Source organism: Sphingomonas sp. Leaf38 (genome assembly GCF_001421825.1).
In the GTDB taxonomy this organism is placed as follows: domain Bacteria; phylum Pseudomonadota; class Alphaproteobacteria; order Sphingomonadales; family Sphingomonadaceae; genus Sphingomonas.
Genome location: NZ_LMLD01000011.1, coordinates 158,157 through 170,742, shown reverse-complemented (window position 1 = coordinate 170,742; position 12,586 = coordinate 158,157). Strand labels below are relative to the sequence as shown.

The 12,586-nt window shown below is 67.9% G+C and carries 13 protein-coding genes; 12 read left to right on the top strand and 1 reads right to left on the bottom strand.

Translation table 11 applies throughout. The features are described 5' to 3' along the window. Nucleotides 1-177: 177 nt before the first annotated feature. Nucleotides 178-1,053, top strand: a complete 876-nt coding sequence (locus ASE88_RS08230) for an alpha/beta fold hydrolase (protein WP_055874650.1) — start codon at nucleotides 178-180, stop codon at nucleotides 1,051-1,053. A 126-nt stretch (nucleotides 1,054-1,179) separates the two neighbouring features. Beyond that, nucleotides 1,180-1,659, top strand: coding sequence for an RcnB family protein (locus ASE88_RS08225; RefSeq protein WP_055874652.1), 480 nt, complete (start codon nucleotides 1,180-1,182; stop codon nucleotides 1,657-1,659). A gap of 36 nt (nucleotides 1,660-1,695) precedes the next feature. On the opposite strand, the gene ASE88_RS08220 is transcribed toward ASE88_RS08225, so the two are convergent. Continuing rightward, nucleotides 1,696-2,796, bottom strand: coding sequence for a DUF2332 domain-containing protein (locus ASE88_RS08220; RefSeq protein ID WP_056479249.1), 1,101 nt, complete (start codon nucleotides 2,794-2,796; stop codon nucleotides 1,696-1,698). Nucleotides 2,797-2,842: 46 nt separating this feature from the next. On the opposite strand from ASE88_RS08220, the gene hisG reads away from it, so the two are divergent. From hisG to ASE88_RS08170, 10 genes are all read left to right on the top strand, one after another. Next, the gene (gene hisG / locus ASE88_RS08215; RefSeq protein WP_200910190.1) at nucleotides 2,843-3,511 is read left to right on the top strand and encodes an ATP phosphoribosyltransferase; all 669 of its coding nucleotides are present in this window, start codon (nucleotides 2,843-2,845) and stop codon (nucleotides 3,509-3,511) included. Then, nucleotides 3,508-4,803, top strand: coding sequence for a histidinol dehydrogenase (gene hisD / locus ASE88_RS08210; protein ID WP_056477448.1), 1,296 nt, complete (start codon nucleotides 3,508-3,510; stop codon nucleotides 4,801-4,803). Before hisG ends, hisD begins: the two co-directional genes overlap by 4 nt. A gap of 205 nt (nucleotides 4,804-5,008) precedes the next feature. Next, nucleotides 5,009-5,464, top strand: a complete 456-nt coding sequence (gene nusB / locus ASE88_RS08205; RefSeq protein WP_056477446.1) for a transcription antitermination factor NusB — start codon at nucleotides 5,009-5,011, stop codon at nucleotides 5,462-5,464. A gap of 108 nt (nucleotides 5,465-5,572) precedes the next feature. Then, on the top strand, nucleotides 5,573-6,466 hold the full coding sequence (gene thiL / locus ASE88_RS08200; RefSeq protein WP_055874662.1) for a thiamine-phosphate kinase: 894 nt from the start codon (nucleotides 5,573-5,575) through the stop codon (nucleotides 6,464-6,466). Between the two features lie 91 nt (nucleotides 6,467-6,557). Further along, a complete protein-coding gene (locus ASE88_RS08195) occupies nucleotides 6,558-8,714 on the top strand; it encodes a sodium-translocating pyrophosphatase (RefSeq protein ID WP_056477444.1) in 2,157 nt (718 codons plus the stop codon). A gap of 195 nt (nucleotides 8,715-8,909) precedes the next feature. Beyond that, a complete protein-coding gene (locus ASE88_RS08190) occupies nucleotides 8,910-10,385 on the top strand; it encodes a DNA-methyltransferase (RefSeq protein ID WP_055874668.1) in 1,476 nt (491 codons plus the stop codon). 188 nt (nucleotides 10,386-10,573) lie between these two features. Continuing rightward, complete coding sequence (gene infA, locus ASE88_RS08185) at nucleotides 10,574-10,792, top strand: translation initiation factor IF-1 (protein ID WP_031441079.1); 219 nt, start codon at nucleotides 10,574-10,576, stop codon at nucleotides 10,790-10,792. A 46-nt stretch (nucleotides 10,793-10,838) separates the two neighbouring features. After that, nucleotides 10,839-11,417: a Maf family protein gene (locus ASE88_RS08180; protein WP_055874671.1), complete on the top strand. Its 579-nt coding sequence runs from the start codon at nucleotides 10,839-10,841 to the stop codon at nucleotides 11,415-11,417. Continuing rightward, nucleotides 11,410-12,372, top strand: coding sequence for a ribonuclease (locus ASE88_RS08175; protein ID WP_056477442.1), 963 nt, complete (start codon nucleotides 11,410-11,412; stop codon nucleotides 12,370-12,372). Before ASE88_RS08180 ends, ASE88_RS08175 begins: the two co-directional genes overlap by 8 nt. After that, a complete protein-coding gene (locus ASE88_RS08170) occupies nucleotides 12,369-12,554 on the top strand; it encodes a DNA gyrase inhibitor YacG (protein WP_056477441.1) in 186 nt (61 codons plus the stop codon). The genes ASE88_RS08175 and ASE88_RS08170 overlap by 4 nt, the downstream gene beginning before the upstream one ends. Nucleotides 12,555-12,586: the final 32 nt, after the last annotated feature.

Genomic DNA, 12,586 nt, shown 5'->3' with positions numbered 1-12,586 from the left:
CGTTTCCCTTTCCTCCCCCTCCGTCAGGCTGACGCCTGCCACCTCCCCCTGGCGGGGGAGGATCGAAAATGCATCTGGCGCTTGTCCCGACCCCCGCGGTACCGCACACTCCCCAAAATTGGCGCAGACCAGATCGGCCCCCGAACCAGAAGGGGCCGACGAGCGGGAGAGAAAGACATGACCGAGCTGCAGAGCCTCCGACTATCCACCGGCGTGGACCTCGACGTCGCGATCAGCGGCGATCCCGCGCATCCACCCGTCATCCTGCTCCACGGCTTTCCCGAATCGCACCGCACCTGGCGTAACATCGCCCCAGACCTCGCGCGCGACCATTATGTCATCGCCCCCGACCAGCGCGGCTATGCCCGCTCGTCTAAGCCCGAGGGCGTCGCCAGCTACACCCCCGACAAGATCGTCGCCGACCTGCTCGCGCTCGCCGATCACCTGAAGATCGACCGCTTCACGCTGGTCGGTCACGACTGGGGCGGCGCGGTTGCCTGGATGGCCGCGCTCCAGCATCCCGACCGGATCGAACGGCTGGTGATCGTCAACGCGCCCCACCCGCTCGTCTTCCAGCGGACGATCTTCGACGATCCCGAACAGCGCAAGGCGAGCCAGTATATCCGCCGCTTCCGCGACACCAGTATCGACCAGGGGCTGACCGGCGCGGGGCTCGAGAAATTCCTCGGCTCGACCTTCGCACATCATGTGACGCAGGCGATCGCGGGCAAGGACAAGGCCGCCTATCTCGACGAATGGTCGCAGCCGGGCGCGATGACCGCGATGCTCAACTGGTACCGCGCCAGCGCGATCGTCGTGCCCGCAATGGACGAGACGCCGCCGCGCCCCGCCTTCCTCGATGCGCCCTTCCCGCCGATGCGGATGCCGGTGCTGGTGATCTGGGGCATGCGTGACACCGCGTTGCTGCCGAGCCAGCTCGACCTTGCCGACTATGTGCCCGAACTGACGATCGAAAAGGTCGATGCCGGGCATTTCGTACCTTGGGAAAAGCCCGAGGCGGTGATCGCCGCGATGCGCCGCTGGGGGATCTGAAAGACGCCAGCGCCCCTGCCGCTACCTGTCTGCTTCCTGACCACCGCATTCTGAAAGCATTCAGCGGCGAGGGAGCAAAACCTGTGTCATGCCGTTTGATACGGCGTTGAAGACAGGAGAGCAGTCATGCGTAAGATGATCCTCGCGGCCGTTGCCGCCGCCACTTTGGTTCCCACATTCGCCACCGCGCAGAGCTATGGCGAAGTTCGCCGCGACCAGCGCGAAGTCCGCCAGAGCCAGCGCGAACTCCAGCAGGCCCGCCGTTATGGCGACCGCGGCGACATCCGCGAAGCCCGTCGCGAGTTGCGCGAAGACCGTCAGGAGCGCCGCGAGGACTGGCGTGACTATCGCCGCACGCACGGCAACGTCTACCGCCGCCCCGCTTATGTCGGCCCGCGCGGCTATCGCTATCGTCCGGTAAGCGTCGGCTACCGCTTCGCGCCAAATTACTATGGCCGTCAGTACTGGATCAACGACTATCAGACCTATCGTCTGTCGCGTCCGGCCTATGGCTATCAGCGCTGGGTCCGCTACGGCCGCGACGTCGTCCTGGTCGACACGCGCAACGGTCGCGTCGCGCAGGTCAACAACGGCTTCTTCTACTAAGCCGATCGATGCCGGCCGGGAGAAATCCCGGCCGGCTCAATCCTTGTCGTACGCGCCGCGCCGCATGACGTAATCGCGAGTCTCATAGGGGGCGGAGAGCCCTTCGACCCAGGCACCGTGCGCATGCGTCAGCGCCACCAGTTCCATCGCTCGTTCGCCCGGCCAACCGCGTACGCGCACCTCGTGCCGGTGCAGATCGCGATTGGGCTCCATCATCACCCAGCCGAGCGGTCGCTCGGCCGTCGCACGTGCCCCCGCCGCCTCCATCGCGATCCGAATCCGCTCGCGCGACGCCGCGGGCAGATACTGCCACACCACCGAATGCATCAGCACGCGCGTGACGCCCTTGCGATGCGGCTCGGCCAACCGCGCCTCGACCCAGTCCGCCGCATCGCCTTGCACCAGATCGACGCCCTCCTCGCGCACCATCGCGATCGCCGCCGCGAGCCGCGCCTGCCGCTCGACCGCATCAACCCAGACATACGCCTCGAGCCGCGCCGCCGCGACAGGATCCGCGACATCCACCGGCTGAATGTCGACGCCGCGAGTCGACTCGATCGCGACCGGCGCGGTTTGCGGCGGCGCACCCCGCCATTCGGGGCGGATCGTGACCGGCGATGCCGATGGCCCGACCGCCACGCCGCCAAGATCGAACCGATAGCGGTCGATCAGAAGGTTGAGCCCCGCGCTCGATCCGATCTCGAGCAGCTCGAACCGCGGCCCGTATCGCTCGGCCAGATGCAAGATGCCGGTCATCATGCCCGCCGACCGCGCCGCCTCGTTGGTCTGCGGCGGCCCGTCGAGCCACGGCAGCAAGACCGCATCCTGCGTAACGAGCGTCGCCTTCACCGTGGCCGCAACGCGCGTTGGGTCGGTCTGCGCGCCGGAAAACACCGCCGAAAGCGCCGGGTCCACGCCCGCCCGGTGCAGCGCGTGCAAGCCGCCGACCAGCCGCAACGCCAGCGCATCGGCGACCGGCTCGCCCGCCCAGTCGAGCGCCCGCCGCCCCGTCGCGCTGTCGCGATCGAGCGCGTGCGCCAGCGCCGTGCAGACCCGCGCCGTCACCGGCGCGTCCATCGCGGTGCAATAGCCCGCCTGGATGTCGAAGCATGCGCGGTTTGCCGGTTCATTTGCCATGTGCAGGTTGTTGCACCCGCCAAGCGCCACCCGTAAAGCCCGGCGCGTGCCTGACTCCCAGATCATTATCGCCGTCCCCAAGGGACGCATCCTCGCCGAGGCGCTGCCGCTGCTCGCGCGTGCCGGCATCCATCCCGAAGCGTCGTTCTCGGACGAGAACAGCCGCGCGCTCCGGTTCGCGACCAACGATCCGGACATCTCGCTGATCCGGGTTCGCGCGTTCGACGTGGCGACCTTTGTCGCGCACGGCGCGGCGCAGCTCGGCATCGTCGGTTCGGACGTGATCGCGGAGTTCGGTTACTCGGAACTCTATGCGCCGGTCGACCTCGGCATCGGCCATTGCCGGCTGTCGGTCGCGGAACCCGCCGAGATGGCGGCGAAGGACGATCCGCGCGGCTGGAGCCATGTCCGCGTCGCGACAAAATACCCGCACGTGACCGCGGCGCATTTCGCGGGCCGCGGCGTGCAGGCGGAATGCGTGAAGCTCAACGGCGCGATGGAGCTGGCCCCGACGCTCGGCCTCGCGCCGCGCATCGTCGACCTCGTCTCGTCGGGCCGCACGCTGCTCGAAAACGGGCTCGTCGAGGTCGAGACGATCATGGAGGTTACCAGCCGCCTGGTGGTCAACCGCGCCGCGATGAAGACGCGCGCACGGGTCGTGCCCTTGGTCGAGGCGTTCCGTCGCGCGGTCGAGTCGCAGGAGCAGGCCGCATGATCCGCCTTTCCACCACCGACGTGGACTTCGCGACGCGCTTCACCGCGCTCGTCGAGGACCGCCGCGAATCCGACGCCGGCGTCACGCAGGACGTCGCCGCGATCATCGCCGCCGTCCGTCGCGATGGCGAGACCGCGATCCGCGACCTCACGCACAAGCACGATCACCACGACCTCGAGAGCACCGGCTGGCAGATCGACGCCGCCGACTGCAAGGCCGCGTTCGACGCGCTCGACCCCGAGTTGCGCACCGCGCTCGAACTCGCCGCGACTCGCATCCGCGCGTATCACGAGAAACAGCGGCCGCTCGACAGCGACTCGGTCGACTCGGCGGGCGTCCGGCTGGGCGCGCGCTGGTTGCCGGTCGACGCCGCCGGCATCTACGTCCCCGGTGGCCGCGCCGCCTACCCCTCCTCGCTGCTGATGAACGCGATCCCTGCCAAGGTCGCCGGCGTCGGCCGTCTCGCGATGGTCACGCCGACCCCGGACGGCCAGATCAACCCGCTCGTCCTCGCCGCCGCGCACCTCGCCGGTGTCGACGAAGTCTGGCGCGTCGGTGGTGCACAGGCCGTCGCCGCACTCGCCTATGGCGCGGGCCGGATCGAACCGGTCGACGTGATCACCGGCCCCGGCAACGCCTGGGTCGCCGAAGCCAAGCGCCAGGTCTACGGCGTCGTCGGCATCGACATGGTCGCGGGCCCGTCGGAGATCGTCGTCGTCGCGGACGCGCTCAACGACCCCGAATGGACCGCCGCCGACCTGCTCAGCCAGGCCGAGCACGACGTGACGACGCAGTCGATCCTGTTCACCGACGATGCCGCCTTCGCCGACAAGGTGGCGGACGCGGTCGACCGCCAGTTGCGCGATCTTGCCACCGAGGCGGTCGCGCGCGTCGCGTGGGACACCAACGGCGCGATCGTCGTCGTCGATACGCTAGCGGACGCGATCCCACTGGTCGACCGGCTTGCCGCCGAGCATCTCCAGCTCGCCATCCCCGATCCGCAGGGTTTCTTCGACCGCATCCGCCATGCCGGCTCGGTGTTCCTCGGCCGCTACACGCCCGAGGCGATCGGCGATTACGTGGCGGGCCCGAACCACGTCCTGCCGACCGGCCGCCGTGCGCGGTTCGCCAGCGGGTTGTCGGTGCTCGACTTCATGAAGCGCACCAGCTTCCTGGCGCTCGACGAAGCCGCGTTGCGTGAACTCGGCCCCGCGACCGTCGCGCTCGCCAATGCGGAGGGTTTGCCCGCGCATGCCAAATCAGTGGCGCTGCGGCTTCGCCTCAACCACTGATTTTGTTCGCGCGGAGGCGCGGAGGTGTCGACCTCGCCGCGCAGTGGCCCTTCGATCACCGGCCGATGAGGAGATCGGAGCGGCTGCGCCGCACGCAACACCTCCGCGTCTCCGCGCCTCCGCGCGAACCAATCTTCTTCGCCTAGACACAGGCGAAACGCTAAGGGCTGACACGCAAGCCCCCCGCGCGTACAGGCAACCGCTTATGTCCAGAACCGCCCCCCGCACAAAGGCGCGCGCCGCCGCGCGTCTCGCCGCCGTCCAGGCGACCTACCAGCATGAGATGGAGGGCACCGCGATGCCCGTCCTGCTCAACGAATTCCACCAGCACCGGCTCGGCGCGACGATCGAAGACGTCGAATATGCCGAGGCCGACGTCGACTTCTTCGACGACCTCGTGACCGGCGCCAACGCGCGCGCGGGCGAGATCGATGGGCTGATCGAAGGCAAGCTCGCCAAGGGCTGGACGCTTGCGCGTCTCGACAAGCCGATGAAGGCGATCATCCGCGTCGGCACGTACGAACTGCTCGCGCGCAAGGACGTGCCCGTCGCCGCGGTCATCAGCGAATATGTCGACGTCGCGCATGCCTTCTACGACAAGCGCGAGTCGGGCTTCGTGAACGGGTTGCTCGACGGAATCGCGAAAGAGGTTCGGGGCTGAACGCTCGTCATCCTGCGCTCGACCCAGGATCCAGAGTAACGGCGCGCATCGTTCGTGGCTCTGGATCCTGACTTTCGTCAGGACGACGGCAGTGCTTGGGGAGCAGCAATGACCGAAGCCGAGTTCATCGCCGCGCTCCGCCGCCTCCCGCTCCACCCGGCGGCGCGTAGTCTCAACGACGACACCGCGCTGCTCGATGCAGGCCCGCTCGTCATCACCACCGACACGCTCGTCGAAGGCGTGCATTTCCTGCCCAGCGACCCGCCGCAGGACGTCGCGTGGAAGCTGGTCGCGACCAACCTTTCCGACCTCGCCGCTAAGGGGGCGATCGCCGAAGGGATCCTCCTCAACTACCCCTTGGGCGACGACGCGTGGGACCCCGCCTTTGTCGACGGGCTCGCCGACATCCTCGCGGCGTTCGACACGCGGATCATCGGTGGCGATACCGTCACGCTGCCGCCGGGCGCGCCGCGCATCCTGACCGTCACCGCGTTCGGCAGCGACGCCGCCGCGCCGGCGCGGGGCGGTGCGCGCGCCGGCGATGCGCTCTACGTCACCGGCACGATCGGCGACGCCGGCGCAGGGCTCGCCATCGCGCTCGGCGAGGACGGCCCGGCCGAGCTGCTGGCTGCGTACCGGCGCCCGCAGCCGCGCCTCGCCGACGGGCGCCTGCTCGCGCCGCAGGTCCATGCGATGATGGACGTGTCCGACGGCCTGCTGATCGACGCCGCGCGGATGGCGCGCGCGAGCGGGCTCGCGGTGGCGATCGACCTCGCCTGCATACCGTTGTCGCCTGCCTATCGTGCCTTTTCGGGCGACCGGATCGCGGCGGCGACCGCAGGCGACGATTATCAGCTCCTCTTCGCCGCGCCCGAAGAGTTCGTCACGGATGCGACGCGGATCGGCGCGTTCTCGTCCGGCGCGGGCCTTACCCTCCACGACTCGGGCACGCCCGTCCCGCTCCCGGCAAGTCTAGGCTATGAGCACGCCCCGCGGGGATAACTTGCGCAATACCCCTGCACTGATAGGCTCCGGACATCGGGACTCGGCAAAGCCGAGACCGGAGGAGGAACTGGAAAAGGGATAGCGCCGTATGACGACCGTCTATTTGGCCATGATCTGCGGCGTCATTGCCGTCCTATATGGGTTCGTCACGAGTCGACAGGTGCTCGCCGCCTCTCCCGGCAACGCCAAGATGCAGGACATCGCCGCCGCCATCCAGGAAGGCGCGAAGGCCTATCTCGGGCGGCAATATACCACGATCGCGATCGTCGGCGTCATCGTCGCGGCGATCCTTCTCCTCACGCTCGGCATGATCTCGACGATCGGCTTCGTCATCGGCGCGGTGCTGTCGGGCGTCGCGGGCTATGTCGGCATGAATATCTCTGTCCGCGCCAACGTCCGCACAGCCGAGGCCGCGCGCACGTCGCTGCAGGCCGGGCTGACGATGGCGTTCCGGTCCGGCGCGGTCACGGGCATGCTCGTGGCAGGCCTAGGCCTGCTCGCGATCAGCGCGTTCTTCTGGTATCTCACCGGTCCCGCGGGCCACGCCCCCAACGACCGGGTCATCGTCGAGGCGCTGACCGCGCTCGCGTTCGGCGCATCGCTCATCTCGATCTTCGCGCGTCTGGGCGGCGGCATCTTCACCAAGGCGGCGGACGTCGGCGCGGATCTGGTCGGCAAGGTCGAGGCGGGCATCCCCGAGGACGATCCCCGCAACCCCGCGGTCATCGCCGATAACGTCGGCGACAATGTCGGCGACTGCGCGGGCATGGCCGCCGATCTGTTCGAGACCTATGTCGTCACGCTGGGCGTCACGATGATCTCGATCGCGCTGCTAATCCAGGCGAGCGGTGCCGAGCTGATGCGCCTCATGACTCTCCCGCTGCTCGTCGGCGGCGTGTGCATCGTCACCTCGATCATCGGCACGTACATGGTCCGCCTCGGCGGCGGCACCATCATGGGCGCGCTCTACAAGGGCTTCTTCACCTCGACGATCCTGTCGATCCCGGCAATCTATCTCGCCACGCAGTACGTGCTCGGCGATCTCCACCGCGTGATCGGCGGCGCCGGCTTCCTTGATCCCGCCACCGACGACCTGACGACTCAGGCCGCGCCATCGCTGACGCAGAGCTTCACCGGCATGGACCTGTTCTGGTCGATGATGATCGGGCTGGTCGTCACCGGGCTGATCGTGTGGATCACCGAATATTACACCGGCACCAACCACCGCCCGGTCCGGTCGATCGCCAAGGCGTCGGAGACCGGCCACGGCACCAACGTCATCCAGGGGCTTGCAATCAGCCTCGAATCGACCGCGCTGCCGACGCTCGTCATCGTCGTCGCGGTGATCGTCGCCTATCAGCTCGCCGGGATCATCGGCATCGCCTTTGCCGCCACCGCGATGCTTGCGCAGGCGGGGATGGTCGTCGCGCTCGACGCCTATGGTCCCGTCACCGACAATGCGGGCGGCATCGCCGAGATGGCGGGCCTGCCCGACGACGTCCGCCAGCGGACCGACGCGCTCGACGCGGTCGGCAACACCACGAAGGCGGTGACCAAGGGCTATGCGATCGGCTCGGCGGGGCTCGCCGCGCTCGTGCTGTTCGGCGCCTACACCACCGATCTCGCGACCTATTTCCCCGACGTCACGGTCGATTTCAGCTTGAGCAATCCGTACGTCATCGTCGGGCTGCTGCTCGGCGCGTTGCTCCCCTATCTGTTCGGGGCGTTCGGGATGACCGCGGTCGGTCGTGCCGCCGGCGCGGTCGTCGAGGAGGTCCGCGAGCAGTTCCGCACCAATCCCGGCATCATGCTCGGCACCAGTCGCCCCGATTACGCGCGGACGGTGGACCTCGTGACGAAGGCGGCGATCCGCGAGATGATCGTGCCCTCGCTGCTGCCGGTGCTGTCGCCGCTCGCGGTGTATTTCATCATCACCGCGGTCGCGGGGCAGGCCGCCGGCTTCGCGTCGCTCGGCGCGATGCTGCTCGGCGTGATCGTCTCCGGTCTGTTCGTCGCGATCTCGATGACCAGCGGCGGCGGGGCCTGGGACAATGCCAAGAAATATATCGAGGACGGTAACCATGGTGGCAAGGGCTCGGAAGCGCACAAGGCCGCGGTGACGGGCGACACCGTCGGCGATCCCTACAAGGACACCGCCGGCCCCGCGGTGAACCCGATGATCAAGATCACCAACATCGTCGCGCTGCTCTTGCTCGCGGCGCTGGCCGGCGGCGGTATCGGCTGATCGAGCCTAATCGCCGAGCGGCGGGGTACGCCGCCTGCTCGGCGATCGTCATCGCAAGCGCGCCGCCGCCCCGCTCGAACCCTCGAAGGACATGAGCGGTGCCCCTCGCCGGAAGACTCCACAACGGAGCAAATCCGACGACTACGGATGCATCTCGCTTGGACGAACGGCAATGTGTCCCCGCATCCTCGGGTCATGCGAAACCGGCCCGAAAACCATCTCTTCTACGGCGACAACCTTGCCGTCCTTCGCAAGGAGGTCGCCGACGAGAGCGTCGACCTGATCTATCTCGACCCGCCGTTCAATTCGAACGCCAATTACGGGATCCTGTTCAAGGAGCCCGATGGACGCGCGTCGAACGCGCAGATCGAGGCGTTCGAGGATACCTGGCACTGGAACGAGACCGCGGAAGACGCCTTCGACCAGGTCGCGCGGAGCGGCAACACCAAGGCGTTCGACCTGCTCAACGCGATGCGCGGGTTTCTCGGCGACAACGACATGATGGCGTATCTGGCGATGATGGCGGTCCGCCTGCTCGAACTGCACCGCGTGTTGAAGCCGACCGGCAGCCTGTATCTCCACTGCGATCCGACCGCGAGCCATTACCTGAAACTCCTGCTCGACGCGATCTTCGGCAAGCGGCATTTCCAGAACGAGATCATCTGGAGCTATCGCCGCTGGCCGTCGGTGTCGCACCGGTTCCAGCGGATGCACGATTGCCTGCTGTTCTACACCAAGCGCGAAACCGGCAACCTGTTCAACACGCTCACCGTGCCGCCCTCGCCAAGTTCGCAAAAGCGCTGGAAGGGCGCGCTGCAGAAGGTGACGTTCACCGCGGACGGCGCGCGCAATCCGACGCAGGAATCGGGCCTGTCACCGGGCGTCGCGATGAACGACGTCTGGGACATTCCGATCATCGCGCCGGTCTCGAAGGAGCGGCTGGGCTATCCGACGCAAAAACCGGTGGCGCTGCTCGAGCGGATAATCGCCGCGTCGTCAAACGCGGGGGACGTGGTGCTCGACCCGTTCTGCGGCTGCGGCACCGCGGTGCACGCCGCGGAAAAGCTCAAGCGGCAATGGATCGGGATCGACGTCACGCATCTCGCCATCTCGCTGATCGAAAAGCGGATGAAGGACGCGTTCCCCGCGGTCACGTTCACCGTCGAGGGGACGCCGAAGGACCTCGCCTCGGCGTATGATCTCGCCTTGCGCGACAAATACCAGTTCCAGTGGTGGGCGGTGTCGATGGTCGACGCGCTCCCGTTCGGCGGCCGGAAAAAGGGCGCGGACGGCGGGATCGACGGGCTGATCTATTTCAACGACCACGATAGCGCGTCGGGCAAGATGGTCACGCACCGCGCGATCGTCTCGGTGAAGGGCGGGCTCAACCCCGACACCGCGATGGTCGAGACGCTCGCCGCGACGATCGCGCGCGAAAAGGCACCGATCGGCATCCTCATCATGAACGCCAAGCCGACGCGCGAGATGGAACGCCGCGCGGCCGCCGTCGGAATCTACCGTGCCGGTGTCGACGAGGCGTTTCCCAAACTCCAGATCCTGACGCTCGCCGACCTGTTCCAGGGCAAGCGGCCGCGCATCCCCAATGTCGACCGCGCCGCCTTCCGCCGCGCCGCACGTGAGGCGACCGTGCACCAGCCGAGCCTGTTGTGACCGCTGCGCCGCCACCGCTCTGGCAATGACAGGACTCCCTTGTTTCTCTCCCACGGAACGCCGATATCCGAATCACACAAGCGGGCATGGGCATGACGCCTGTGACCGCGCTTCGGCCCTGCTTTCCTTTTTCGCGAACCTGCGGTAAGGGCGCTCGTCCCGAAATTCCCCCAATTCAGAGATTATATTTGGCCAAGGAAGAACTGCTCGAGATGCGCGGCCGCGTGGTGGAACTCCTCCCCAACGCGATGTTCCGGGTTCAGCTCGAAAACGACCACGAGATTCTCGGTCACACCGCCGGCAAGATGCGCAAGAACCGCATCCGCGTGCTGGTCGGCGACGAGGTGCTGTGCGAACTCACCCCGTACGACCTGACCAAGGGTCGCATCACCTACCGCTTCAAATAAGCCCGTGGGCGCCTCGGCGCCCGCCGCTTGCTGTTACGAGGCATTAATGGTGGTCCCAGCACTCGTCTTGGCCTCTTCCTCGCCCCGCCGCCGCGACCTGCTCGCGCGGCTCGGCGTCGTACCGTCGCGCGTGGCCTCGCCCGATATCGACGAGAACCCGCGCAAGGCCGAACCCCCGCGCGCCTATGCGCTGCGTCTCGCGGTCGAGAAGGCCGCCGCGGTCGCACGGGCGGAGGGCGAGATCGTCCTTGCTGGCGACACGACGATCGCGCTTGGCAGCCGCATCCTGCCGCCTGCCGATACGCTCGACATTCAGCGCGACCTGCTCGGCAAGCTATCGGGGCGGCGCCACCATTGCCTGTCCGCGGTCTGCGTGATCGACGCGACCGGCAAGGTCCGTACGCGCATCGCCGACACGATCGTCGCGTTCAAGCCGCTCTCGGCCGCCGAGATCGACGACTATCTCGCGTGCGGCGAAGGTCTCGGCAAGGCCGGCGGCTATGCGATCCAGGGCCGCGCGGAGGCGTTCGTGCGCTTCCTCTCGGGTAGCCATTCGGGTGTGATCGGCTTGCCGTTGTTCGAAACGCGCGCGCTGCTGAAGACCGCGGGCGTCGCGCTTGCCTGATACGGGGCCTGCATGGCTCTACGAAGCCGGCATCGGCGAAGCGCGGGCCGCGCTGGTGCAGGACGACCGGATCATCGAGGCCGCGATCGAGCTCGATGACGGCAACGCGCTGAAGGTCGGCCTCGTCGCCCGCGCCCGGCTCATTGAGCTGCTGCCGGGCCGCCGTGGCCGCGTCACGCTCGACGCCGGCGACGCGCTGATCAACCACCTTCCGGCAGGCATCACGCAGGGCGCCGGCCTGACCGTCGAGATCGTCCGCGACGCGCTGCCCGAAGCGGGCCGTGCGAAGCTCGCCAAGGCCGTCCCGAGCGACCTGCCCCCCTGCCCCGCGCCGACGCTCTATGAGCGCCTGGTGGCGACCGGGCTGCCCATCCACAGCCCCCGCGCGCACGAACCCGACGCGCTTGAGGCGGCGGGCTGGTCCGAACTGCTCGACGAAGCGGTAAGCGGCGAGATCGTCTTCCCCCTCGGCGCGCTGCGCCTCTCGCCGACGCCGGCGATGACGTTGTTCGACGTCGACGGCGCACCACCGCTGGATACACTCGCGATCGCCGCCGCGCATGCCGTGGCGCGGGCGATTCGCCGCCACGGCATTGGCGGCTCGATCGGGATCGACTTCCCGACGCTTGCCGGCAAAGCGCAGCGCACCGCCGTTGCCGTGGCAATCGACGAATTCTTGCCGCAGCCGTTCGAACGGACCGCGATGAACGGCTTCGGCTTCCTTCAGATCGTCCGCCCGCGCCCGCGCGCGTCGATCCCCGAAATCCTGCGCGCCGATCCGGTCGGTGCAGCGGCCCGCGCGACGCTGCGGACGCTCGAACGCACGCCGCCGACCGCGTCGCGCCGCCACACTTTGCCTGCCACGGTCCATGCACGCCTGCTGGCGCGTCCTGCGTGGCTGGCGGACCTCACGCGGCGCACCGGCGTCGTCCACGACCTGGAGAGCGCCCGATGACCGCGACTGCCTCGACCGTCACATGTCCGATCTGCGACCAGCCTGCGGTGCCTGAGTACAAGCCGTTCTGCTCGAGCCCCCACCGCGACCGCGACCTGTTGCAGTGGCTCGGCGAAGGCTATCGCATTCCTGGGCGCGCAATCTCGCAAACGGGGCTGGACAGCGCCGAAGACCCCGACTAAACGCGCCCTTCCGATCGCAAGGTCGGACGCTT